Below are 21,286 nucleotides of genomic sequence, written 5' to 3' on the forward strand. Positions count from 1 at the left end.
AGCACGGAAATACAACCCGCTCATTAGAGCAGAGCGACCCTGCCGCCGTGGGTTGCCCTTAGGCTGACGCCCAACCGCCACGGGGGCAGGCGAAGCCCTGCCAGTCCCGTGTCCCCCGTCCTACGAACCGGATCAGCATGCGCGCCCTGCTCGTCTACCCGGAGTTCCCCAAGACCTTCTGGAGCTACGAGAAAATTCTCGAGCTTGTGAACCGCAAGGTTCTGCTGCCGCCCCTTGGGATGGTCACCGTGGCGGCCCTGCTGCCCCAGCAGTGGGACTTCAAGCTGGTCGACCGCAATGTGCGCGAGGTGACCGAGGCCGAGTGGGACTGGGCGGAGCTGGTGATCATCTCCGGGATGATCGTTCAGAAAGCCGACATGGCCGCCCAGATCGCCAAGGCCAAGCAGCGGGGTCTGCCCGTGGCGGTGGGAGGCCCCTTCGCCAGTTCCACTCCCGATGCCCCGGAGATCGCACTGGCCGACTTCAAGGTGCTGGATGAGGGCGAGATCACCCTGCCGATGTTCATCGAGGCCCTGGAGCGCGGAGAGCGGCAGGGACGCTTCAGCTCGGAGGGTGAGAAACCCGACGTCACCGGCACCCCCATTCCCCGTTTCGATCTGCTTGAGCTCGACGCCTACGACTCGATGTCGGTGCAGTTCTCCCGCGGCTGCCCCTTCCAGTGCGAGTTCTGCGACATCATCGTTCTCTACGGCCGCAAGCCCCGCACCAAGAGTCCCGAGCAACTGATCGCCGAGCTGCAATACCTCTACGACCTGGGCTGGCGGCGCTCGATCTTCCTCGTGGACGACAACTTCATCGGCAACAAGCGCAACGCCAAGTTGCTGCTGCCTGCACTCAAGCAATGGCAGATCGATCACGGCTACCCCTTCAGCTTCGCCACAGAAGCCTCGGTGGATCTGGCCTCCGATGACGAGATGATGCTGATGATGGCCGAGAGCCGCTTCGACAGCGTCTTTCTCGGCATCGAAACCCCCGACGAAGCGAGCCTGGAAACGGCGCGAAAGCTGCAGAACACCCGCAGCTCCCTGGAGGAGTCCGTGGATCGGATCACGTCCTACGGCATCCGGGTGATGGCCGGCTTCATCATCGGCTTCGATGGGGAGAAATCCGGGGCTGGCGACCGCATCGTCGAGTTCGTGACCCGCACAGGCATTCCCGCCGCCATGATGGGTATGTTGCAGGCGCTGCCCAACACGGGCCTCTGGCATCGGCTGGAGAAGGAAGGCCGCCTGATTCAGGACAAGGCCGACGCCAAGGGGGTCAACCAGACCAACCTGCTCAACTTCGTGCCCACCCGTCCGATCCGCGACATCGCCAACGAATACGTGGAGGCCTTCTGCAACCTCTATGAACCGAACGCCTACATGGATCGGGTCTTCAGCTACTACCACAAGGTGGGCAAGCCCCGTTGGAAGCCCTTCCTCAAGCCCGAGCATTCCGGCTTCAAGCTCCCCAGCTGGACCGACGTGCGCGCCCTCCTGATCGTGATCTGGCGCCAGGGCCTGATCCGCGACACCCGAGGCCGGTTCTGGCGTTACCTCCTGGCCATGGCCCGCACGAATCCTGATCAGCTGGAGCAGTTCCTGGTGGTGCTCGCCCACAACGAGCACTTCATGGAGTACCGCAGCATCGTCACCGAGGAGATCCAGGTGCAGCTCCAGTCGCTGCCGCCGGAACCCCCTCCGGCCAACTCCGAAGTGAGAGAACTGCAGCCCGCCTGAGGCGGGCCTCAGTCCTGGATGTAGGAGTCGCCCGAGCGCAGGGCCGCTTCGGCCTTCTGAAGCTCCCGTCCGAGGTAGAGGGCGTGATCCAGCCGGCTGATCGGAGCCTGCCCGGGTCCTTCGGTGAGCAGAATGCCCAGCTCCTTGGCCGTGCGGCCTCGAAACACGGTCACTGGCTGGCGAGGATCACCGCCACGGCAGCTGAGCACTTCACCGGTGTCTGGGTCGGTGGCCAGGCCTCGCGCATTGATGCCGTTGCTGTAGAGCTCCGCCACCAGCTCCCCACGCTCACGATCCAGGCTGATCAGCACGTACCCGGAGGGGTCGAGATCGATCGAGCGCTGCGACAGGCGTTCATCGAGGGCACGCAGCTCCTGCAGGGATGAAGGGAACGAGGCAGAGGGCGTCGTGGTGGGGGCTAGCTGATCCATACCCAGATCGTAAGCAGCCGCCTCAGCAGGCGCCCAGGGGCAGCTCCCTTCGGCTGAAGGGCAGCTCGGCATTTTCCGCCTCGATCTCCTCGAGCATCTGCGCATTGGCCTCGGGGAGCCAGCGGCGCAGGAGCCGATCGAAGCCCGGATCCTGCCAGCGGTGCAGGCTGGCCCTGGGCACGGCCAGAAATCCCCGGCGCCGCTTGTGGCTGCCGCCAGCCCCTGGATCAAAGCCGCGGATGCCCTGCACGATCGCCCACTCGATCGGGGCGTAGTAACACACCTCGAAATGCAGATTCTCGATCTCCCGATCACTGCCCCAGTACCGGCCCCAGAGGAACTCGCCATGGCGCACGCACAGCGACATCGCCACCGGCTCGTGGGGATCTCCCCGGTGAGCGCTGAACAGAACCAGATGCTCCCGCAGCTCCAGGGCATCCACGTGGAAGAACTCCTCACTGAGGTATTTGCTGCCCCAGGCCCCCCAGCGGCTGCAGTGTTGCGCATAGAACTGGTGCATTTGCCTCAGCATGGCGGCGGAAATCCCGGAACCCGCCAGGGCTGTCACCTGCAGGCCGGCCGCTGCGATCGAGCGCCGTTCCCGGCGGATGTTGCGTCGCTGGTTGGCATTGAAACCAGCCAGATAATCTTCGAAACCGCTGAAACCGTCGTTGGTCCAGAGACTCTGCTGATTCAGCCATGTGGCGCAGCCGGCGGCCTCGGCAGCCGGCTGCCAGTCGGGATCGACGTAGAGAAAGTTGCAGCTGAAGATCTTCTGCTCTCGGCAGAAGCGATCGATCAGATCCAGCATCAGGGCTGTGATTTCCAACCCGTCTTCACTGGGATCGATGTGAAAGCGATAGCCCTGCACAGGGCTGAGCGGGCTCATGCCCACCAGCTTCGGGTAGTAGCGCAGACCCAGCTGACCGGCGAGCTGGGCGAAGGACTGATCGAAGACGAATTCTCCGTAGCTGTGGCCCTTGAGGTAGAGCGGCGCGACGGCAATCAGTCGCTCCTGGCGCCACAGGCTCAGGTGGCAGGGCTGCCAGCCCTGGCGGGGCACGATGCTGCCGGAGCGCTCCAGGGCCTGCAGCCAGGGCCAGCCGTAGAACGGAAGACCCGCCGGTCCCGTGAGCTCCTGCCAGGCTTCCCGCGGAATCTCCGCCATGGCCCGGTGCCAGCGGGCCTGCAGCTCAGCCATGGCGAAGAAACACGTGGGCGCAACGGCGAGGAGCAAAACTAACGGCATGGCGCAACGACTGCACCGGTTGTCGCCCCAGGTGGCGGCACTCCTGACGTTGTCCGGGGCGTTGGCCTCCGGACTGAGCGGCAGCCCACCGCCCGCCTCCGCCAGTCTTCTGGGGCCTGTGCTGCGCCTGATGCGACCTCAGCTGGAGAGAAAGCTCAGCGACGTGTGCGTCAGCGCTGCCGCCGGCGGACAGGCCAGCCTGGAGCGCAGCCTGAGGGAACCCTGCCGCCGCCTGGCGGCACCAGCCAGTGCCTGCCTGATCGCCGAGGCCGAGAGCAGCGGGCGCAGCTTCGGGGTGATCAGCGAACTGGCCCGGGGCCGTCTTGGCGACGACAGCGAAGTGGTGGTGAAACGCTGCGTCGCCAAGCTGCTGGGGCTGCCTGCCGACAGCCTCAGGGAGGTGTCGCTCGAAGACCTTCAACGCCGCTTCAAGCTGCCCGTCACGCCTCGGTAGGTGTGCCGCGGCGATAGCGCAACAGCATCTCCCCGCCCCCTAGGGGCCTGTGCTCCATCAACTGCCAGCTCTGGCCGGAGAGGTCGGGCGCCAGGGGGCTCACCCAGCCATGCCGGCCCCCCAACAGCACCGGACAGAGGCTCAGCTGCAGCTCCTGCACAAGACCTTCCGCCAGCAGGGCCGTGGCCAGCTCAGTCCCACCGAGCAGCACCAGACGGCGCAGTCCTCGCACGCCCAGCTCTGCCAGGCACGTCCGCCAGTCGCCCAGGGACAGATGGGCATCGAAGGCCGGCTGGCCCATCCCCGGTGAGAGCAGCCAGCGCTCCACGGGCTGGGCGAAGAATGGCAGGTACGGCTCCAGCCCCCGGCCTCGGCTCACCACCAGGGCGATGGGCTGGGGGGAGCGGCCCTCGAGGCGGCGTTGCGCCAGCAGCTCAGGGCGATGGATCAGACAGGTGCTGCGATGCAACCGGATCGTGGCCGCTCCGACCAGGCAGCCATCGGCCCAGGCCAGAGCCTCCTCCAGCACCCCGCGGTCGCCGTCAGCTCCGAGCTGGGCGGCACCCCCCTGGGCAGGCGCGAGACGGCCATCGAGGCTGATGGCCAGCACCAGCCGCAGCTGGGGAAGGCTCAAGCGCCGGCGAGGGCCTCCAGCACAGCGGGGCGGGTCTCGAGGAGGGGGGTTTCGGCGAACACTTCGGCGGCGTTGTTGGGACTTTCCTGCAGACGCACCTTGTGCAGAGCGGCACCGGTGGCGGCAATCGGTGCGCTGAGCAGATCAGCGATGTGCAGGGCGATGTTCTCGGCGGTGGGCACGCAGGTGGCGAAATGGGCCACGTCCTTGTTGAGGAAGGTGTGATCGAAGGGCTCCACCACCAGGTCGTTCACCAGGCTCTGCAGCTCGCCGAGATCGCAGACCATGCCGGTGCGGGGATCGATCGCACCGCGCACGGTGACATCGAGCAGGTAGTTGTGGCCATGGCCATGGGGGCGGGCGCACTTGCCGTAGATCGCTTCGTTCTCGCTCTGGGAAAGCTCCTCGCGGGCGAGGCGGTGGGCGGCGGAGAAGTGGGTGCGGATCGAGAGGAAGGCTTCCATGGGGTTGCCGATGACATCGGCCCAGAGGGTGGGTTGCTCGTAGAGGCGCAGACCGGCGAGCGGCAGATGCGGGGCCAGACGCGTCCAGATCGCCTGGAGCAGGGCCTCGGTGGTGGGCAGGCGCCCCTCGGGCCGGCTGAGATCGAACTCAGGCCAGCAGTCGTTGAGGAACCGGAAGTCGAGGGGATCGGTGACCTCCCGGCGGATGGCGTGCTTCACATCGGAGAGATTGAGCACCATGCCGTCGCCATCGAGGGGCCCGGCCATCGCCACGATCAGCTCGTAGTTGTGGCCGTGGCCCGGGGCGAGGCTGCAGCGGCCGAAGCGGCTGACGTTCTCCTCATCGCTCAGCTCCGGCAACCGGTAGAGGTGACTGGCGCTGAACAGGGCCCGGCGGGTGATCACGCAGCCACGGCCGTGGCCGTGGCGGAACCCACCGGCGGAAACTCCTGCGCTGGGGGTGGCGGGCATCGCCATGGTCCCGGTGGCCATCGACTCGGCGGCGTCCTGCTGAGGCATCCTAGGGATTCCTCCTCAGGCAACGCCGGATCCACCGCCTCGCCGCCCAGCCCCCATGGCCTCTGAACCGCCCTCCCCCGCCAGCGTGAGTTCTGGGCTGCCAGGGCGCCTGGAGGGCCTGAACATCTATCTGGTGGGGATGATGGGAGCCGGCAAGAGCAGTGTCGGCCGGCCGCTGGCCGAAGCCCTCGGCTATCGCTTCATCGATGCCGACAGCGTTCTGGAGCAGCATGCCGGCTGCTCGATTCCTGAGCTGTTCGAGCGCGGAGGGGAGACGGCCTTCCGTGAGCTGGAGTCGGCCGTGCTCAACCGGATCGCCTGCTGGCATTCCCTGGTGGTGGCCACCGGCGGGGGGGTGGTGTGCCGCCCCTGCAACTGGGGCCAGATGCGACAGGGTCTGGTGGTGTGGCTGGACGCCCATGAGCAGCTGCTGCTGGAGCGCCTGCGGGCCGATCCAGGCCGCAGGCCCCTGCTGGCCACCGCTGATCCCGAGGGGCGGCTGTCCCAGCTGCTGAGCGAACGCCGGCCCCTCTACAGCCAGGCCGACCTCAGGGTACCCCAGGACGGACGACCGGCAGCAGCCGTCGCCGAGCAGGTGCTGGAGGCGATCCCCACGGTGCTGCGCCAGCGGGTGGCACCACCGCAGGCTGCCGCTCAGCTGGTCGACGACAACGGCACCACGATGACCAGCCTGAACGCATCAGCCGAGCAGTGCTGATTCAGCTCATTCGACGACGTCGTTCGTCCTTCACCGTGCCGGGGGCTCCAGGCGCACGGCGTACCACTGAATGGCCATGCCGGGCTCCAGCTCCAGTTCACAGGCTGTTTCCAGCAGCCGCTCGGCCCGCTCACGGTCGCTGGAGAGTCCGAGCAGGTCGGCGGGGGGCTCCTCCAGTCCGGCGAGCTGGCTGGTCAGCCAGCTGAGGGTTTCGTCAGCCGTGAGGATGCGTTCCCCCCGGGAGGGCTCCAGCACCACGTAATGATCGAGTTCCCGCAGCAGGGGATCGGACATGCTCAGCTCTCGGGTCGCCTTCATCCTGGCCGCCCTGATCACCCTCTGGCCGGGGCAGGCCCTGGCGGCCAGCGGAGCCACAGGTCCGCTCGAGAGGCGTCTGGCGGCCTGGCCCGATTGGAGCCTGCCGGCCCCCCTCAGCCGCCCCGGTCGCAGCGACCTGCGCTATCCGGACTGGTTCAGCGGAGCCTGGTGGGTGCACAGCCTGGAGGAGGGCAGTGGTGAGCCGATCCCGGCCTACCCCGTGCGATTCCTGCGGGATGACCGGGGAGCGGTGGTGGGCGATCGTGCCTTCAACGCCACCCAGGTGGGCGACGCGCTGCTGGGGGGTCAGCTGCTCTCGGTGGCCAATGATCCGGCCAACCCCAACCGCCAGCTGGCCTTGCTGCGCGGCGATCTGGAACTGGAATCCACGGTGATCGGGCGCCGCAGCCAGCCGGAGCCGGCGGCCATGGCCCGGGAGAACAAGCAGGAGTTCCTCGCCGATGAGCTGACCCTGCAGGTGCTGCACGGCCCAGGAGGAGCGCGGATCAGCCGTGTGGAGACCCTGAGCCGCTACTCATTCGTCGCCGGCACTCCGGGCCACGAGCTGATCCGGGGGGAGCAGTGGCAGGCCACCTACCCATCGCCGGAGCAGGGGCTGGTGGCCCAGGCAAGCGGAGGCCATCACCTCTGGCTGCTGCTCAGCCGCAGCCCATGAAGGCCCGGATCAGGGGGAGGGCGGCGAAGCCGGCTCGCTGACGGCGCCTCGACCCAGAGAGAGGTAGAGGCCATCCCTCCAGGCGAAGAGGCTGGTGAGCAGGGGATGGTCGGCCAGGCCGGGCACGCCACGGCCGGCCAGAGGAGCACCGGCGCTGGCCGGGAAGAGCAGCAGCGACAACTGGGCCGCCACCGCGAGATCGGCCAGAGAGAGCCGATCACCCACCAGAAAGCGGCCCGGAGCCAGCAGCACCGCCAGCTGCTCGAGGTTCGCCTGCAGCTGGCGCCGCTCCGTCTGGCCGATGGTGTCGCCGAGGGGGGTGAGCAGGTCGGTGGGCAGGGCCCCCACCAGCGAGCGCAGAAGCGCGGGGGTGGCCTCCGGCAGCAGGGCCCCACGCATGACGGCATCGGAGCCGGCCGCCTGCAGCAGCGCCTGACGCACGCCGGCAGCCAGGGCCGTGTCGGCCCAGTCTTCAAAGAGGAGCACCCGGGCGCGGTCGGCCGGATCCTCGGGAATCAGGGGAGGGGTCGGCACCCGGCTCTCGAGGTGCTGGGCAATGGCGCTGGAGTCGGCGATCACCTCTCCGCCGTCCACCAGCACAGGCACCTGCCTCTGACCCGAGAGACGGAACAGCTCCAGCTGCCCCAGCCCGGGGGTGACCTCGATGATGCTGTATTCCAGCCCTTTGGCGGCCAGGATCAACCTCACCTTCTCGCAGAAGGAGGAATGGCGGAACTGGTGAAGCTCGAGCATCGTCGGCACGGTCCTCTGGGCGGCAGAGTAGCCCTCATGTTCTCCCGGCGTGGGCGACACCCCGCCACGGCCTCTCGGTTCCGCGCCTTGCCACCCACTGCCCCACCTGCGCCATGAAGGACTTCTTCCTCAACGTGACGCGCTACCCGCGCTACCTGGTGGCGTTCAGCCTCGGCGTGTTCAACTCCGTGCTCGAACCTCTGGCGCAACGGCGCAGCAACCCGGTCACCGCAGTGGCCCTGGTGGGGGCCCTGGTGAGCGGAATGATCAGCCTGAGCCTGGTGCTGCGTGCCATGGTGACTCCAGCACCACTGGCATAGGGATGGCACAGGGCCGACGGGTGGAGCGCATGGCCTCCCTGATCCGCCGGGAGATCAGCGAGCTCCTGGTGAATGGCATCAAGGACGAAAGGGTCTCGCTCGGCATGGTCAGCGTGACCCAGGTGGAGGTGGCCGGCGATCTGCAGCACTGCAGGATTTTCGTGAGCATCTACGGCAGTGATGAGAATCGCCAGACGGCCCTGGCCGGCCTCAAATCGGCGGCTCCGTTCGTGAAGGGGGAGCTGGCACGGCGGCTGAATCTGCGTCGAACCCCCGACGTGCAGTTCCTGCTCGATCGCGGCCTGGAGAAGGGCAGCACGGTGCTGGGTCTGCTCAGCCAACTGGGGGAAGAGCGCCAACAGCGAGAGCCGCTCGGTGCGGAAGCGGGCGATGACGGCGGCGACAGCGGGACATGACGATGGTTCGGGGGCAGGCCCAGGAGCCGTTGCCGCCGGCCGCTGAGCTGCGCCGGCAAGTGGCGCGGCTGCTGGTGATCCGCGGCAGCGGCCACCTGGGCGACGGCCAGCGGCGCTACCCACGCTGGGAACTGGAGAACGCCTCGCTCAGGCGGCTGCTGTCCGAGGGGGTGGGCGGCGTGATCCTGCTGGGGGGCAGTGCCGCTGAATTGCGCCTGCGCAGCCGGCAGCTGCAGAGCTGGTCGAGGCAGCCCCTTCTGATCTGTGCCGACGTGGAGGAGGGGGTGGGGCAGCGCTTCGAGGGGGCCAGCTGGCTGGTGCCTCCCCTGGCCGTGGGGCGCCTGCACAGCAGCGATCCGGAGAGGGCCCTCTCCCTGGCCCGGCGCTACGGCCACTGCACGGGCCGCCAGGCGCGGCAGCTGGGGCTCAACGGTGTGCTCGCTCCGGTCTGCGATGTCAACAACAACCCCCGGAATCCGGTGATCAACGTGCGCGCCTGGGGAGAGACGGCCGGCACGGCAGCAGCCCTGGCAGCCGCCTTCCTGGAGGGGGCCCAGGCCGAAGGAGTGCTCTGCTGCGCCAAGCACTTCCCCGGCCATGGCGACACCTCCGACGACTCCCACCTGGAGCTGCCCCGGCTGCCCCATGGAAGGGAGCGGCTGGAAGCGATCGAGTTTCCCCCTTTCCGGGCCGCCATCGCCAGCGGCTGCGCGGCGGTGATGACCGCCCACCTGCAGCTGGACGCCCTGGATCCGCTGCGGCCGGCCACCCTCTCCCACCCTGTGCTCACAGGGCTGCTGCGGCAGGAGCTGGGATTCACCGGACTGGTGATCACCGACGCCCTGGTGATGGAGGCGATCGCCTCCCGCTGGGGGGCGGCGGAGGCCGCCGTGCTCGCCTTCCAAGCCGGCTCGGATCTGATCCTGATGCCCGCTGATGCCGATGCCGCCATCGATGGCCTCGTGGAGGCCTTCAGCTCGGGGCGCCTGCCGCTGGAGCTGCTGCACAGGAGCCTGCGGCGACGCGAGGAGGCTCTGGCCGCCGCAGACTCCAGGGCTCCGGCAACGTCCCTGACAGGGCCTGAGGAGCTGGGCGAGCTGGAAACAGCGCAGGATCAGGCGCTGGCGCGGGAGCTGGTGGAGATGAGTCTGGACACGCGGAGCCCCCAGGCCCTGCCGGCCGGGCCGGGGGTCAACCTGATCCGCCTGGACAACAGCCTGGCCTGTCCCTTCCTGCCGGCGATGGCACCGGCCCTGCTGCGGCCTGCCACAGCCGGCTACCGGACCTGCCTGCTGGATCCCCGTGGCCCCAGCCCCTGGAGCGGGAACGCCGACGCCCCCCTCGCTCTCGAGCGCCTGCCGGATGGGCCGGTGTTCCTGCAGTTGTTCGTGCGCGGCAATCCCTTCCGAGGCAGCGCCGGAGGTGATGAACCCTGGCCCGAGGTGATCCGCCAGCTGCTTGGGGTCCACCGGTTGGCGGGCCTGACCGTGCTGGGCAGTCCGTATCTGTGGGAAGCCCTGGAGCCCCTGCTCCCCAGCGGGATTCCCGCGGGCTACAGCCCCGCCCAGATGCCTCTGGCCCAGGCCGCCCTGCTCACCCGGCTCGGCCTGGCCGTCGGTGACGCCGCCGAAGGAGGCTTCACCGACTGAACCGGCTCAGAGCCGGAGACCTGACCTCACGCCCCTAACCTCACGCCCGGATGCGGGCCGCCGCCGTGCTCAGCCTGTCGATGATCGTGCGCAACGAGGCCCAGCGGCTCGGCCGCTGCCTGGAGTCGGTGGCGGGCTTCGCCGATGAACTGGTGGTGGTGGACACCGGCTCCAGCGACGGCACGGTGGCCGTGGCCGAACAGCATGGCGCCCGGGTGGAGCGCATCCCCTGGCCCGGGGATTTCGCCCCCGCCCGCAACCAGGCTCTGGAGAGGGTCCGGGGCACCTGGGTGCTGGTGCTGGATGCCGACGAACAGCTGCTGGAGGACGCCAAGGAGCCCCTGCGGGCGTTGATGGCCGATCCCGACACGCTGTTGATCAACCTGCTGCGCCAGGAAGTGGGCGCGCTCCAATCGCCCTACTCCAGTGTCAGCCGTCTGTTCCGGCGTCACCCTCAGATCCGCTGGAGCCGCCCGTATCACGCGATGGTCGATGACAGCGTCACCGAACTGATGGCCAGGGAGCCCCGCTGGCGGGTGGTGGACTACCCCCACCCGGCGATCCGCCATGAGGGCTACCGGCCGGAACTGCTCGCCGATGGGCGCAAAGCGCGGCAGCTGCGGCGGGCCATGGAGCAGGAGTTGCGGGACCACCCCGGCAATGCCTACGCCAGCGCCAAACTCGGCGGCCTCGAGATCAGCGAGGGGCACGTGAAGCGCGGCATCGCCCTGCTCAAGGCCGGGCTGGCCGGCTGCCCCTCCGGCGCCCACCCGGAGCGGTTCGAATTGCTGCTGCACCTGGCGATGGCCGAGGCCAGCCGCCATCCCTCCAGGGCCGCGGCCCTCTACCGGGAGGCGCTGGCCGTGCCGCTCGATCCACGGCTCCAGGTGACGGCACGGCTGAACCTGGCGGCTCTGCAGCTCCAGGACGGCGCCACGGCCGAAGCCGCCCAGCTGGCGGAAGCCGTCACACGCGGAGCCCCCGAACTGGCCCTGGGCTGGTACAACCTCGGCCTGATCCGGCGCCGTCTCGGCGACCTCCGCGGCTCCCTGGAGGCCTATGACATCGCCGTGAGCCTGGCTCCCGAGCACGCCGAAACCCACCAGAACCGAGCTGTGGCTCAGCTGCTGGCGGGCGACATCAGCGCTGCCCGCGCCAGTTTTCGCCAGGCCATCTCCCTGTTGCGGCAGCAGGGCCGCACCAGCGACGCCGAGACCCTGCACCGGCAGGCGGGGGCCATGGTGAGACTGGACGACTGATGGAGGTGGCCGTGCTCTCAGGTCGGGTGGTTGTGGTGACGCGGGCCGAGCGGCAGCTGAGCGAGGCCCGGGCGCTGTTCGAGCGCGCCGGCGCCAGGGTGCTGGACCTTCCTGCGCTGGTGATCGGTCCTCCCGATGAATGGGGCCCCCTCGATGACGCCCTTGCGGAACTGGACGCCTTCCACTGGCTGGTGTTCTCCAGCGTCAACGGGGTGGAGGCGGTGGAGCAGAGGTTGCAGCGGGTCGGGAGGAACCTCGGCGATCGCCCCCGCGGCCTCAAGATCGCGGCGGTCGGCCGCAAGACCGCCGCCCGCCTGGAGCAACTGGGTGCCCCCGCCGATTTCGTACCGCCCGATTTCGTGGCCGACAGCCTGATCGAGCATTTCCCGGTCTCGGGCTGGGGACAACGCCTGCTGCTGCCCAGGGTCCAGAGCGGCGGGCGCACGCTGCTCGCGGAAGCCTTCGCCGAGGCCGGCACGCGAGTGGTGGAAGCGGCCGCCTACGAGTCCCGCTGTCCGCCCCATCTGCCCCTGGCCACAGCCGCCGCCCTGCGCGACGGGAAGGTGGAGGCCATCACCTTCACCAGCGGCAAGACGGTGCGCCACACCGTGCAGCTGCTGGCCCAGGACCTGGGAGAGACCTGGCGCGAACGGCTGGAGTCCGTCGCTCTGGTGTCGATCGGTCCCCAGACCAGCGCCACCTGCCTGGAGCTGCTGGGACGGGTGGATGCCGAAGCCGACCCCCATGACCTGGAGGGGCTGGTGGCGGCCTGCGGCCGTGCCCTGGGGGGGGAGCCGGGAGCCTGAATCCCCCCGGACCCTGCTCCGCCCGTGGCCTCACACCAACCCGGAAGAGCCCCTTCAGAGCTCGGCGATCACCACCTGGCCCCTGGCTTTGCTCTGACGACTCACGAGGGTCAGACGGCCACGCAGCACATCGATCGAGGCCACACCCCAGGCCTCTGGCAGAAGGTCGGTGGTGCGGCCACCGACATCGCCCACGGCCAGAGAGCCGCTCTGACTGCCGAACTGGACGAGAGCCATGGGGCGGCTGCCGCTGCTGATCACCCCCTGGAAGCGGAAGCCCTCGGGCAGGGACAGCGGAGGTGGCACAGCGGTGGGCCTGGGCCCGCCGGCGTCCCGGCTGACCCTGGTGACCGCCAGCGGCGCAAAGGGGTCGATCCGGCCCGGGGGCATCGCCGCCTCCACCTGCTGGACCGTGGGGAGCGGGGTGAAGCCTGCCTGGGCGACACCGGTCGACGCCGGAGCGGGTGGGCTTGCCGGGGCTGGGGCTCCTCCTGATGGAGCAGGGCCCGAAGGGGGGACGGCGCCTGTGTCGGCCGGGGGTGTGCCTCCGCAGCCACCAAGGCCGGCGAGCAGCAGCGGCAGCAGGGCATGGCCCAATCCACCTCGAGCCCTGGACAGACCGGGGTGATGCTGCTCAGGGCTGGCCATGCTCATGCTCCACAAGGTCCCGGAAGCGATCCAGGTTGGCCTGGAGTTCGCGTGTGACGATGCCTCCAAGGATGCTTGGTTCCATCAGAGGTGCAAGGACTCCCGGCAGCTCATAGCTCACGGTCAGCCTGACAACCGTCAGCTGATCGGACTGGGGATAGAAGCGCACGGCTCCCTTGGTGGGCAGGCCCCCGACCGATTCCCAGTGCAGCTGCTGGGCTTCGATCCGGTGGGAGATGCGGGCCTTCCAGTGGAAGCGGAATCCCTGGGCCGCCAGGGTCCAGTCGGTGAGGTCGGGATCGTCGAGGGTGACCACCGATTCGATCCAGCGCATCCAGCGCGGCATCGCCTCCAGATCGCTCCAGACCTCCCAGACCTTCTCCACCGGAGCCTTGATCTCCGTGGTCACACTGTGCTCGAGCCAACGTCCCATGCTGATCAGGCCACGGCGGCGACAGAGGCCAGCCGCACAGGCTGATCCAGGATGGCGGCAGCCGCCAGTCGACCGCTCATGGTGGCCCCCTCCATCGAATCGATGTAGTCCTGGCGCGTGTAGCTGCCGGCCAGGAAGAAATTGCCCACCGGCGTGCGCTGCTCCGGACGGAAGGGTTCCATGCCGGGGGCCTCGCGATACAACGACTGAGCCAGTTTGACCACGTTGCTCCAGATCAGGTTGAGTCCGCGGGCCGAGGGGAACAGCTCACGCACCTGGGCGTCCACCAGGGCGGCGATCTCGTCGTTCCGGCGTGGAATCCAGGGATCGCCTGGGGTGAGCACGCACTGCAGGAGGGACCCCTCCCCCTCGCGCCGATAGTCGGCCGGGCTGGCCAGAGCCAGATCGGCGAAACAGCTGAAATCGGCATCAGCGGTGTACAGGAGGTTGTCCAGTCCACTCGCCGTGGTGAGATCGCGGCGGGCGGCGGCGTGAGCCTCGCCCTCCCCCAGCTCGGTCACCCAGCCGTCGTACCGCAACTGCACCGTGGCCACCGGCACCGCTTCGAGGCGGTAGATGTTCTCGAACTGGGCATAACGACGCCAGGAGGGCGGCAGCAGCCGCTGGATTCCGGGCACGTCACAGGCCGCCAGATAGGCGTCGGCCTCGACGCAGATCTCGCCATCAGGGGTCCCCAGCCTCAGGCCCGTGACCAGTGGCGCTGCCTCCGGTCCAGCGCCCTCCTCGAAGCAGACCTCACTGACCCTGTGGCGCAGGTGAAGCCTCCCCCCGCGGGCTTCGATGTAGTCGAGGATGGGCTGGTGCAGCCAGCGGTGCGGCGAGCCCTTGAGCAGATTGAGCTTGGAGGCCTCGGTCTTGGAGGCGAACATCATGAAGATCGTGAGCATGCAGCGAGCCGAGATGGCCTCGCAATCGATGAAGCCCAGGGCATAGGCGATCGGATCCCACATCCTCTCCACGCTGCGGGAACTGCCGCCGTGGCTGAGGAACCAGTCGCGAAAACTGATGCGGTCGAGGGAGCGGATCACGGCCATCGCGCCCTCGTAGTCCACCAGACCACGCACGATCGGGCTGGTGCCCAGGGCCAGGGCATTGCGCAGCTTGTCGATCCAGTCGAGCTGCGGGGTGGTGAAGAAGGCTTTTAGTCCGTTGAAGGGGGCGCCGATCGGGAAGCGGAAGTCCAGTTCGCGCAGGTCCCCGCCCCTGTTCACGAACAGATGGGTGTGCTGCTTGGGCAGGAGGTTGCCGAAGGCTCCAACCTTGCGCATCAGCGCAAACAGATTGGCGTAGTTGAAGAAGAAAACGTGCAGGCCCATCTCGATGTGGTTTCCGCCGTCATCGACCCAGCTGCCGACCTTGCCACCCACGAACGGACGGGATTCATAGAGGTCAACCTGGTGGCCGTCATCACAGAGATCTACCGCGGCTGCCAGACCGGCCAGACCAGCTCCCACGATGGCGACGCGCACCCTGTGTCTCCCTGAAGTGCGGCAACTCTATGGAGCCGTCTCTGGCGGCGGTGGAACACCAGAGTTCGGAAGGCCTCCATAGAGTGTCTCAACATCCCGTTCCCCCTGTCGCAGGCGTCGCCCATGAGCAGTCCCAGCACCGATGCCCCCTCCGCGGTCCAGGAGGCAGCCACCCCGGCGGTTGTCGGCCCACAGGCGGCCACCCACACCGGTAAGGACGGCAAGGGCATCCGCATCACCGAACCAGCCATGAAGCAGCTGGCCGCCCTGATGCAGCAGCAGGGCAACGACAAGCTTCTGAGGGTGGGTGTGCGCTCCGGTGGCTGCAGCGGCATGAGCTACACCATGGATTTCATCGACAGCGACGCGATCCGCGCCGACGATGAGCTGTACGTCTATGAGCCCGACGGTGCCCCCAGCTTCCGGGTGGTGAGCGATCCCAAGAGCCTGCTGTACATTTACGGCATGCAGTTGGATTTCAGCTCCGCCCTGATCGGTGGCGGCTTCAACTTCACCAACCCCAATGCCAGCCAGACCTGCGGCTGCGGCAGCTCCTTCGCCGTCTGATCCGCCGCTGGCCGGGCCGCCAACGTGGGAATCTGGGTGTCCCTGAGCTGCCGCAGCCGATGACGGCCACCACAAAGTCCGCCGAATCCCTCTTCGATCAGGCCATCAGCCGCTATCAGCAGGGGGCTGCAGCCGCTGACGTCATCGACGACTTCCTGACGATCACGGCCCAGGCCCCCCGTCTCTCCGCCGCCTGGACCTGTCTGGCCTGGCTGCAGCTGCTCGAGGACCAGCCCGAACCGGCACTGCGCTCGGCGCGGATGGCGGTCAAGCTCAACCCACAGGATCCCCAGTCGCGCGTGAACCTCTGCCTGGCCATGCTCGAGTCGGGGGCTAAAGGAGTCCGTGAGCACATCGATCTGGTGCTGCGCATCACGGCCGTGTCACCGGAGCTGGCCAAGGACTTGAACGAATCGATCGCCGATGGGCTCAGCCGGCGCCCGGGCTGGGAGTCCCTGGAGAAAGTCAAAGCCTGGCTCCAGGGTTGATCCCTGGATCCATCCCCATGGGCGATCCCAGCCGGCGCCTGCTCCTGCTCAGCAATGGCCACGGGGAAGACCTCAGCGGCAGCCTGATCGGGCAGGAATTGCAGCAGCTGGGACTGGAGGTCGTGGCCCTGCCGCTGGTCGGTCATGGCGGTGCCTACCGCCAGGCAGGACTGCCTGTGCTGGGGCGCACCCGGGAATTCAGCACCGGCGGCCTGGGCTACACCAGCTTCGGCGGTCGCCTGACTGAACTGGTCCAGGGCCAGGCCACCTACCTGCTGAGTCAGCTGGTGCTGTTCTTCAGGGAAGCGCGGCACTGCGCAGCGGTGGTGGTGGTCGGGGATGTGATCCCCGTTCTCGCAGCCTGGTGCAGCCGCCGGCCGGTGATCACCTACCTGGTGGCCTACTCGAGCCACTACGAAGGCCGCCTGCGCCTGCCCTGGCCCTGCGGGAGCTGCCTGCGCAGCGGCCGCTTCCTGCGGGTGTTCAGCCGCGACGCCTTCACGGCCGCGGACCTCAGCCACCAGCTCGGGCGGCCTGTGGATTTTCTCGGCAACCCCTTCCTCGACCGGGTCCTGGAGGGCACACCTCCCCTCGACAGACAGGAGGCCGGATCGCCCATCCCACGGCTGGGGTTACTGCCTGGCAGCCGCCTGCCCGAGGCCCTGCGCAACTTCGAGTTGATGTTGCAGGTGCTCACCCGCCTGCCCGCGGACCTGCAGACCAGCAGCGGCCTGCACCTGGACGCTGCCCTGGTGGGGGCCATCGATGCGGCGACGGTGGCCAGGATCAGCCGCCCCCTGGGCTGGCACCTGGAGCCGGAGGGACGTCTGCTCCGTGGGCAGCTGGAGCTGAGGCTGCACTGGGGGAAGTTCCCGGCTGTGGTTCAGCAGGCCGACCTGCTGCTGGCCATGACCGGTACGGCCACGGAACAGGCGGTGGGCCTGGGGAAACCCGTGGTTCAGCTGGCAGGGGGTGGCCCGCAGTTCAGCCCCAATTTCGCCGAAGCCCAACGGCGCCTGCTCGGGCCCTCACTGTTCAGCGCCGAGGGGGAACCTGGCTCGGAGCGCAGCCTGGCTGGCACCGCCGAGCTGGTGGGCGAGGTGCTGCGCCAGCTGCGGCACACCGATCTGGGGGAGCGTTGCCGGCACAACGGCCTGGAGCGCATCGGTGGTCCCGGCGGGGCCGCCAGGATGGCCGGGCAGATCCTGCAGGCCCTCGATGAACCCTCAGTCCCGCTCCAGTGAAGCCGGCGGCACGGAAGCTCTGGCACCACGGCTGAAGCGCTGGATCGACACCGTGCTGGTGATCGATGTCTTCCTGGTGATCGCGGGGGCGATCTGGTTCGCCCTGGCGGTGGCCCTGCACAGCCAGCATGTGGAGGCTCCGCTGCAGCTGCTGCAGCGGCTCTGGGACCCCCTGTTCACACCGGCGATCGGCCTGCTGATGGCGGCGGCCCTGGTCAGTGGACTGCTGGGCTGGTGGCAGCGGCAAGGGCTGAGTCGAGATCGGGATAGCGGAACGTGAAGCCCTGGGACTCCAGCCGCTCGGAGACCACCTGCTGGCCTTCCAGCACCACCGCAGCTCCATCCCCGAGCATCAGCTGCAGCACCGGTGCGGGTACCGGCAACAGGCTGGGACGCTTCAGCACCCGGCCGAGGGCAGTCGCAAACCGGTCCATGCGCACGGCCTCAGGGGCCACGGCGTTGTACACGCCCTCGTAGGCCGGTGTTTCGAGAGCGGTGGCGATCAGCGCGCAGAGGTCGCTGCGCTGAATCCAGCTCATCCACTGGCGGCCGGAGCCGATCGGACCGCCCAGGCCGGCGCGGAACACGGGCAGCATCTTGCCGAGGGCTCCCCCATCGGGGCCGAGCACGATGCCGATCCGCAGCTTCACCACCCGGCAGTCGGCAGGAGCCTGATCAGCAGCCGCCTCCCAGTCGCGACAGAGCTGACCGAGGAGATCAGGGGCCGCCGGGCTGGATTCACTGAACCGGGCCTCCTCGCTGCTTCCGTAGTAGCCCACGGCGGAACCGCTCACCAGCACACGGCCGGGCCTGGGATGGGCCTGGAGCGCCTCCACCAGACGCGTCGTACTTCCGAGGCGGCTGTCGATCAGCCTGCGCCGCTGCTCCTCGCTCCAGCGCTTCTCCGCGATCGGCTCCCCGGCCAGATTCACCACCCCCTCCGCCTCGGCAACGGCAGCGATCAGAGCAGGCTCCTGCCAGGAGGCCGCCTGGGCCGGATCCGCCTGGATTCGTCGCAGGTCCGGATGCTCCAGCCCCGCCAGGGGGTGGCTCTGGCGGCTCACCACCACCAGCTGATGCCCCCGAGTGAGCAGGAGAGGCACCAGCTCACGCCCCACGAACCCCGTACATCCCAGCAGCAGCAGTCTCACGGGCCCATGCAGCACACACCACAGCCGAGGCTAGGGGGCACCCCAGGCCGCCCGGGCCGACTTAGCGTGGTCCCTGAGCAGTGTCGACCGTCCATGGCCCAGACCCCAACGGATGCCATCGCCCCCAAGGCCACTCCCATCAAGAAAGGCACCCTGGTGAAGGTCAGCAGGAGCGCCTACATGGGCAGTCTGGAAGCAGCCGCCAGCGATCCCACTCCCCCCGACTACCTGTTCGAAGGACCCGGCGAAGTGCTGGCCCTCAACGGTGACTACGCCCAGTTGCGCTGGAGCCTGCCGGTTCCGGACGTGTGGCTGCGGCTCGATCAGCTCGAGGCCTGCTGACGGCTGATCCATTCATCCCGGGCCCCCGTCCGTCCGGCCTCAGAGATCGAGTCGGCGGCGCTCGTCCTTGAGGTGGCTGCGCCGTTGCTTCGCCTCCCGCAGCATCTCGCGGCCATCGCGCAGGTAGCTGTCGACATAGCCCATGGTGTAACGCTCAAGCTCCAGCAGGGCATCCTGGACCTGGCTGAGGCAGTGGTAAAGGCTGAGACCGAAGCCCTTGGCCTCGCTTGGACAGGGACGCGAGCGGTACAGGGCCTCCACCTTGTCCATACGGCTTTTGCTCTGCTCCAGGTAGGCGCAGAACGCCTCCATCAGGCTGTCGTCGTAGGGATCGGCGGCCAGAGCGCGCAACTGGCTGGGGAAGGGGTTGATCACCTGGGCCAGCAACCGATCGATCGGCCCGTAGACCTGCTGCAACCAGCCCAGCAGAGCCCCGTCACGGACGTGACCGCTGGGGGCTGGCCTGGCGGCGCCGGATGCAGGTCGCCTGCCTCGGGCTGAGGGCTGCCGGCTGAGGTCGTAGTGGCGGCGGCGGTCGCCGTCACCCAGAACCGCCCAGGCGGCATTGATGGCCAGGATCGCGGTGTCATCTCCACCGGCATCGGGATGGTGCCTCTTGACCAGGGCGCGGTACGCGGCCTTGATCTCATCCGCCCCCGCCGTGGCTGGCACGCCCAGGACGGCATAGAAGTCACTGCTGGCCAGGGCTGCCTTCAAGGGGGGGTGATGGCGGCTGGAGCCATCATGGCAAGGGCACCAGCCATGAAAAAGCCCCCTGACGGGGGCCGGTGGTGTGTGAGGGTGCGAACGGACTAGAGCAGCTGGCTCAGAACTTGAAGGTGGTCTGCACGAGACCGCCGAAGTTGCTGAAGCTGTTGTCGTCGCCGGTGAGCTGTCCGAGCGGACGGCTCAGGTAGAAGATCGCCGGGGTGACGGCGATGTTGTCGGTGACCTGGAACTTGTACCACCACTCCCAGACGTAGTTGCCATCGGCAGGGGTGGTGTTGCCCGAGTCATCGGTGCCGCGGGAGAGCGCGGTGGCGAACACGGGCTGACCCACGGCCATACCGGCGGCATTGCCCTTGGCGAAGAGATCAGTCCACTGCAGGCCGACGAACCAGCTCTGGCTTTCCTTCACGAAGGGCTGAACGTAATCAAGACCCAGGGCGTTGGTGCCATTGCTGGAGAGGCTGTTGAGACCCCAGCCGAGGCTGATCGAGGGAATCCAGCCACTCTCCTTGGGCTGCCAGTAGGCATTGGCCGCCACGCTGTTCGACTCCCCACTCACCAAGAACCAGCTGTTGCTGGCCGCGAAGTTGGTACCACGACGGAAGTTGGTGGCCTGCTGGCCATAGCGGTAGGCCAGCGACACGTTCCACTGGGGAGCGGTGTAGTTGAGCTGGGCCAGGAAATTCCCGCGGGCGCAATCCGTACCGATGCCACCTTCGCTGCTGGAGCAGACGTTGTCGTTCCCATCGAAGGCCTGACCTGAACTGCCCTGCTGAGCCACGTAGTTAGCCGAGGCGCTGAATCGGCCCTGACCTTTCTTGACGTTCTGCTTCCAGATCACACCGCCCAGAGCACCGGTGGCCTTGTTGTAGACACCGGGTGCACCCCAGAGCTGGAAAACATCAAGGATTTTGTCACCACCACCGCTGCCATAAAGCGACGGTGTGACAGCGACCGACTCAGTATTTCTGGCCTTGGCACCAAGAATAAAGGTGAAATCGCGGCCCAGCGGGAAGCGGTAGTAGAGACGATCGACTCCGATCGAGTCTGTGCCTCCGATGCCATTGCTGGCTACATCCAGGGCTGTGAGGTTAACCCCCTTACCATTGAAGGCGTTATCGAAGTTACCCGAGCGCAGACGGGTGTAGAGCAGATCCTTACCAGTGAAGCTGGTAAGCAGATTCAGCCGCAGATCATAACTGAATGTCGTGGCGCCGAACTGAGCGTTGTACTTTTCAGCGGCATCACGACTGCCGAAGGTAGGCGAAGAACCGAAGACGCCGGCACCCGGGCGATCACCACTGGCCGTGACGGCGCCAATGACGAACGTGGCCTGGCCCTTAAGTTTCGTGGTTGTGGAGAACTGTGTGGCCTCCAGTTCGCCCACCTTGGCCTCGAGGCGATCCACACGGCCCCGCAGGATGGCGAGCTCCTTCTCGAACTCCTTGAGCAGGCGGCGCAGCTCGTCGGTCACTTCGGTGATCCGATCGAGGCAGGCGTTGAGCAGAGCCGCAGCTTCCCAGCGGCTCAGGGGCTGCTTGCCTCGGAAGGTGCCGTCGGGATAACCGGCGACGCAGCCGTAGCGCTCGATCAGGTTCGAGAGTGCCTGATAGGCCCACTCGGTGGGCTGAACATCAGAAAACTGGGTGATGCTGGTCACCTGATCTTTCTTGCCGGCATACTTTTTCATGCCGTCCAGATCAAAGTCCGCGGCCGAAGCGGCCATGGGAGCCACCAGCCCGAGGGCGACCGGTGCCAGCAGCAGACGCTGGAACAATTTCATTCA

General features: G+C 67.8%; 26 protein-coding genes. 14 read left to right on the forward strand and 12 right to left on the reverse strand.

Annotated elements, in window-relative coordinates; genetic code table 11:
• The first annotated feature begins 137 nt into the window (after window positions 1–137).
• The gene (locus I1E95_RS05265; RefSeq protein WP_197166063.1) at window positions 138–1,742 is read left to right on the forward strand and encodes a B12-binding domain-containing radical SAM protein; all 1,605 of its coding nucleotides are present in this window, start codon (window positions 138–140) and stop codon (window positions 1,740–1,742) included.
• Window positions 1,743–1,750: 8 nt separating this feature from the next.
• Here I1E95_RS05265 and I1E95_RS05270 read toward each other — a convergent pair whose 3' ends face one another.
• Window positions 1,751–2,173 carry a DUF4346 domain-containing protein gene (locus I1E95_RS05270; RefSeq protein ID WP_197166065.1) on the reverse strand — a complete coding sequence of 141 codons (423 nt, stop codon included), beginning with the start codon at window positions 2,171–2,173 and terminating at the stop codon, window positions 1,751–1,753.
• Between the two features lie 22 nt (window positions 2,174–2,195).
• The gene (locus I1E95_RS05275; protein ID WP_197166067.1) at window positions 2,196–3,374 is read right to left on the reverse strand and encodes a GNAT family N-acetyltransferase; all 1,179 of its coding nucleotides are present in this window, start codon (window positions 3,372–3,374) and stop codon (window positions 2,196–2,198) included.
• A 46-nt stretch (window positions 3,375–3,420) separates the two neighbouring features.
• Here I1E95_RS05275 and I1E95_RS05280 point away from each other — a divergent pair, with 46 nt between their 5' ends.
• Entirely contained in the window at window positions 3,421–3,876 is a 456-nt protein-coding gene (locus tag I1E95_RS05280) for a hypothetical protein (RefSeq protein ID WP_231594880.1), read from the forward strand.
• On the opposite strand, the gene I1E95_RS05285 is transcribed toward I1E95_RS05280, so the two are convergent.
• Window positions 3,863–4,510, reverse strand: a complete 648-nt coding sequence (locus I1E95_RS05285) for a dihydrofolate reductase family protein (RefSeq protein ID WP_197166069.1) — start codon at window positions 4,508–4,510, stop codon at window positions 3,863–3,865. The genes I1E95_RS05280 and I1E95_RS05285 overlap by 14 nt on opposite strands.
• Window positions 4,507–5,445 carry a 6-carboxytetrahydropterin synthase gene (locus I1E95_RS05290; RefSeq protein ID WP_197167136.1) on the reverse strand — a complete coding sequence of 313 codons (939 nt, stop codon included), beginning with the start codon at window positions 5,443–5,445 and terminating at the stop codon, window positions 4,507–4,509. Before I1E95_RS05290 ends, I1E95_RS05285 begins: the two co-directional genes overlap by 4 nt.
• Window positions 5,446–5,548: 103 nt before the next feature.
• On the opposite strand from I1E95_RS05290, the gene I1E95_RS05295 reads away from it, so the two are divergent.
• Window positions 5,549–6,211, forward strand: coding sequence for a shikimate kinase (locus tag I1E95_RS05295; protein ID WP_197166071.1), 663 nt, complete (start codon window positions 5,549–5,551; stop codon window positions 6,209–6,211).
• A 30-nt stretch (window positions 6,212–6,241) separates the two neighbouring features.
• Here the strand turns inward: I1E95_RS05295 and I1E95_RS05300 are convergent, their stop codons facing one another.
• Window positions 6,242–6,505 (reverse strand): chlororespiratory reduction protein 7, encoded by a 264-nt coding sequence (locus I1E95_RS05300; protein WP_197166079.1) that lies wholly within the window; start codon window positions 6,503–6,505, stop codon window positions 6,242–6,244.
• Here I1E95_RS05300 and I1E95_RS05305 point away from each other — a divergent pair.
• Window positions 6,504–7,205, forward strand: coding sequence for a DUF6816 family protein (locus I1E95_RS05305; protein ID WP_197166081.1), 702 nt, complete (start codon window positions 6,504–6,506; stop codon window positions 7,203–7,205). The genes I1E95_RS05300 and I1E95_RS05305 overlap by 2 nt on opposite strands.
• Before the next feature lie 9 nt (window positions 7,206–7,214).
• Here I1E95_RS05305 and I1E95_RS05310 read toward each other — a convergent pair whose 3' ends face one another.
• Complete coding sequence (locus I1E95_RS05310) at window positions 7,215–7,958, reverse strand: glutathione S-transferase family protein (protein WP_197166082.1); 744 nt, start codon at window positions 7,956–7,958, stop codon at window positions 7,215–7,217.
• A gap of 113 nt (window positions 7,959–8,071) precedes the next feature.
• On the opposite strand from I1E95_RS05310, the gene I1E95_RS05315 reads away from it, so the two are divergent.
• The 5 genes from I1E95_RS05315 to I1E95_RS05335 are packed head-to-tail and all read left to right on the forward strand — an operon-like array spanning window position 8,072 to window position 12,408.
• Window positions 8,072–8,278: a DUF751 family protein gene (locus I1E95_RS05315; protein WP_197166083.1), complete on the forward strand. Its 207-nt coding sequence runs from the start codon at window positions 8,072–8,074 to the stop codon at window positions 8,276–8,278.
• A 2-nt stretch (window positions 8,279–8,280) separates the two neighbouring features.
• Window positions 8,281–8,694 (forward strand): 30S ribosome-binding factor RbfA, encoded by a 414-nt coding sequence (gene rbfA / locus I1E95_RS05320; RefSeq protein ID WP_197166084.1) that lies wholly within the window; start codon window positions 8,281–8,283, stop codon window positions 8,692–8,694.
• Window positions 8,691–10,343: a glycoside hydrolase family 3 N-terminal domain-containing protein gene (locus I1E95_RS05325; protein ID WP_197166085.1), complete on the forward strand. Its 1,653-nt coding sequence runs from the start codon at window positions 8,691–8,693 to the stop codon at window positions 10,341–10,343. Before rbfA ends, I1E95_RS05325 begins: the two co-directional genes overlap by 4 nt.
• 50 nt (window positions 10,344–10,393) lie before the next feature.
• Window positions 10,394–11,602, forward strand: coding sequence for a glycosyltransferase family 2 protein (locus I1E95_RS05330; RefSeq protein ID WP_197166086.1), 1,209 nt, complete (start codon window positions 10,394–10,396; stop codon window positions 11,600–11,602).
• Window positions 11,602–12,408: a uroporphyrinogen-III synthase gene (locus I1E95_RS05335; protein ID WP_197166087.1), complete on the forward strand. Its 807-nt coding sequence runs from the start codon at window positions 11,602–11,604 to the stop codon at window positions 12,406–12,408. Before I1E95_RS05330 ends, I1E95_RS05335 begins: the two co-directional genes overlap by 1 nt.
• Before the next feature lie 54 nt (window positions 12,409–12,462).
• On the opposite strand, the gene I1E95_RS05340 is transcribed toward I1E95_RS05335, so the two are convergent.
• Genes I1E95_RS05340 through zds form a run of 3 tightly spaced genes read right to left on the reverse strand, consistent with a single transcriptional unit; the run spans window position 12,463 to window position 14,979 of the window.
• The gene (locus I1E95_RS05340; protein ID WP_197166088.1) at window positions 12,463–13,056 is read right to left on the reverse strand and encodes a hypothetical protein; all 594 of its coding nucleotides are present in this window, start codon (window positions 13,054–13,056) and stop codon (window positions 12,463–12,465) included.
• Window positions 13,043–13,489 (reverse strand): SRPBCC family protein, encoded by a 447-nt coding sequence (locus I1E95_RS05345; protein ID WP_197166090.1) that lies wholly within the window; start codon window positions 13,487–13,489, stop codon window positions 13,043–13,045. The genes I1E95_RS05340 and I1E95_RS05345 overlap by 14 nt, the downstream gene beginning before the upstream one ends.
• Window positions 13,490–13,494: 5 nt before the next feature.
• Complete coding sequence (gene zds / locus I1E95_RS05350; RefSeq protein WP_197166092.1) at window positions 13,495–14,979, reverse strand: 9,9'-di-cis-zeta-carotene desaturase; 1,485 nt, start codon at window positions 14,977–14,979, stop codon at window positions 13,495–13,497.
• Between the two features lie 123 nt (window positions 14,980–15,102).
• Between zds and I1E95_RS05355 the strand changes: the two genes are divergently transcribed.
• From I1E95_RS05355 to I1E95_RS05370, 4 genes are read left to right on the forward strand one after another with little or no spacing between them, the layout of a single operon-like run.
• Window positions 15,103–15,546 carry an iron-sulfur cluster assembly accessory protein gene (locus tag I1E95_RS05355; RefSeq protein ID WP_231594881.1) on the forward strand — a complete coding sequence of 148 codons (444 nt, stop codon included), beginning with the start codon at window positions 15,103–15,105 and terminating at the stop codon, window positions 15,544–15,546.
• Between the two features lie 59 nt (window positions 15,547–15,605).
• A complete protein-coding gene (locus I1E95_RS05360; protein ID WP_197166093.1) occupies window positions 15,606–16,034 on the forward strand; it encodes a hypothetical protein in 429 nt (142 codons plus the stop codon).
• Window positions 16,035–16,051: 17 nt separating this feature from the next.
• Window positions 16,052–17,278: a lipid-A-disaccharide synthase-related protein gene (locus tag I1E95_RS05365; RefSeq protein ID WP_197166095.1), complete on the forward strand. Its 1,227-nt coding sequence runs from the start codon at window positions 16,052–16,054 to the stop codon at window positions 17,276–17,278.
• Window positions 17,253–17,558: a hypothetical protein gene (locus I1E95_RS05370; protein ID WP_197166097.1), complete on the forward strand. Its 306-nt coding sequence runs from the start codon at window positions 17,253–17,255 to the stop codon at window positions 17,556–17,558. The genes I1E95_RS05365 and I1E95_RS05370 overlap by 26 nt, the downstream gene beginning before the upstream one ends.
• On the opposite strand, the gene I1E95_RS05375 is transcribed toward I1E95_RS05370, so the two are convergent.
• Window positions 17,494–18,429 (reverse strand): TIGR01777 family oxidoreductase, encoded by a 936-nt coding sequence (locus I1E95_RS05375; RefSeq protein WP_197166105.1) that lies wholly within the window; start codon window positions 18,427–18,429, stop codon window positions 17,494–17,496. The two genes, I1E95_RS05370 and I1E95_RS05375, sit on opposite strands and share 65 nt — an antisense overlap.
• A 93-nt stretch (window positions 18,430–18,522) precedes the next feature.
• Here I1E95_RS05375 and ndhO point away from each other — a divergent pair, with 93 nt between their 5' ends.
• Window positions 18,523–18,771: an NAD(P)H-quinone oxidoreductase subunit O gene (gene ndhO / locus I1E95_RS05380; RefSeq protein ID WP_197166107.1), complete on the forward strand. Its 249-nt coding sequence runs from the start codon at window positions 18,523–18,525 to the stop codon at window positions 18,769–18,771.
• 39 nt (window positions 18,772–18,810) lie between these two features.
• Here ndhO and I1E95_RS05385 read toward each other — a convergent pair whose 3' ends face one another.
• Both I1E95_RS05385 and I1E95_RS05390 read right to left on the reverse strand, forming a co-directional pair.
• Window positions 18,811–19,488: a J domain-containing protein gene (locus I1E95_RS05385; protein ID WP_197166109.1), complete on the reverse strand. Its 678-nt coding sequence runs from the start codon at window positions 19,486–19,488 to the stop codon at window positions 18,811–18,813.
• Between the two features lie 109 nt (window positions 19,489–19,597).
• Entirely contained in the window at window positions 19,598–21,283 is a 1,686-nt protein-coding gene (locus I1E95_RS05390; protein WP_197166110.1) for an iron uptake porin, read from the reverse strand.
• Between the last annotated feature and the right edge of the window lie 3 nt (window positions 21,284–21,286).

Source organism: Synechococcus sp. CBW1107 (assembly GCF_015841355.1).
In the GTDB taxonomy this organism is placed as follows: domain Bacteria; phylum Cyanobacteriota; class Cyanobacteriia; order PCC-6307; family Cyanobiaceae; genus Regnicoccus_A.

What these genes read in the sequence shown, in the direction of transcription:
- I1E95_RS05265 (WP_197166063.1), top strand. Translation starts at nt 138, where the DNA reads ATGCGCGCCCTGCTCGTCTACCCGGAGTTCCCCAAGACCTTCTGGAGC.
- I1E95_RS05270 (WP_197166065.1), bottom strand. Translation starts at nt 2,173, where the DNA reads ATGGATCAGCTAGCCCCCACCACGACGCCCTCTGCCTCGTTCCCTTCA.
- I1E95_RS05275 (WP_197166067.1), bottom strand. Translation starts at nt 3,374, where the DNA reads ATGGCTGAGCTGCAGGCCCGCTGGCACCGGGCCATGGCGGAGATTCCG.
- I1E95_RS05280 (WP_231594880.1), top strand. Translation starts at nt 3,421, where the DNA reads ATGGCGCAACGACTGCACCGGTTGTCGCCCCAGGTGGCGGCACTCCTG.
- I1E95_RS05290 (WP_197167136.1), bottom strand. Translation starts at nt 5,445, where the DNA reads ATGCCCGCCACCCCCAGCGCAGGAGTTTCCGCCGGTGGGTTCCGCCAC.
- I1E95_RS05295 (WP_197166071.1), top strand. Translation starts at nt 5,549, where the DNA reads ATGGCCTCTGAACCGCCCTCCCCCGCCAGCGTGAGTTCTGGGCTGCCA.
- I1E95_RS05305 (WP_197166081.1), top strand. Translation starts at nt 6,504, where the DNA reads ATGCTCAGCTCTCGGGTCGCCTTCATCCTGGCCGCCCTGATCACCCTC.
- I1E95_RS05300 (WP_197166079.1), bottom strand. Translation starts at nt 6,505, where the DNA reads ATGTCCGATCCCCTGCTGCGGGAACTCGATCATTACGTGGTGCTGGAG.
- I1E95_RS05310 (WP_197166082.1), bottom strand. Translation starts at nt 7,958, where the DNA reads ATGCTCGAGCTTCACCAGTTCCGCCATTCCTCCTTCTGCGAGAAGGTG.
- I1E95_RS05315 (WP_197166083.1), top strand. Translation starts at nt 8,072, where the DNA reads ATGAAGGACTTCTTCCTCAACGTGACGCGCTACCCGCGCTACCTGGTG.
- rbfA (WP_197166084.1), top strand. Translation starts at nt 8,281, where the DNA reads ATGGCACAGGGCCGACGGGTGGAGCGCATGGCCTCCCTGATCCGCCGG.
- I1E95_RS05325 (WP_197166085.1), top strand. Translation starts at nt 8,691, where the DNA reads ATGACGATGGTTCGGGGGCAGGCCCAGGAGCCGTTGCCGCCGGCCGCT.
- I1E95_RS05330 (WP_197166086.1), top strand. Translation starts at nt 10,394, where the DNA reads ATGCGGGCCGCCGCCGTGCTCAGCCTGTCGATGATCGTGCGCAACGAG.
- I1E95_RS05335 (WP_197166087.1), top strand. Translation starts at nt 11,602, where the DNA reads ATGGAGGTGGCCGTGCTCTCAGGTCGGGTGGTTGTGGTGACGCGGGCC.
- I1E95_RS05340 (WP_197166088.1), bottom strand. Translation starts at nt 13,056, where the DNA reads ATGGCCAGCCCTGAGCAGCATCACCCCGGTCTGTCCAGGGCTCGAGGT.
- I1E95_RS05345 (WP_197166090.1), bottom strand. Translation starts at nt 13,489, where the DNA reads ATGGGACGTTGGCTCGAGCACAGTGTGACCACGGAGATCAAGGCTCCG.
- I1E95_RS05355 (WP_231594881.1), top strand. Translation starts at nt 15,103, where the DNA reads ATGAGCAGTCCCAGCACCGATGCCCCCTCCGCGGTCCAGGAGGCAGCC.
- I1E95_RS05360 (WP_197166093.1), top strand. Translation starts at nt 15,606, where the DNA reads ATGACGGCCACCACAAAGTCCGCCGAATCCCTCTTCGATCAGGCCATC.
- I1E95_RS05365 (WP_197166095.1), top strand. Translation starts at nt 16,052, where the DNA reads ATGGGCGATCCCAGCCGGCGCCTGCTCCTGCTCAGCAATGGCCACGGG.
- I1E95_RS05370 (WP_197166097.1), top strand. Translation starts at nt 17,253, where the DNA reads ATGAACCCTCAGTCCCGCTCCAGTGAAGCCGGCGGCACGGAAGCTCTG.
- ndhO (WP_197166107.1), top strand. Translation starts at nt 18,523, where the DNA reads ATGGCCCAGACCCCAACGGATGCCATCGCCCCCAAGGCCACTCCCATC.
- I1E95_RS05390 (WP_197166110.1), bottom strand. Translation starts at nt 21,283, where the DNA reads ATGAAATTGTTCCAGCGTCTGCTGCTGGCACCGGTCGCCCTCGGGCTG.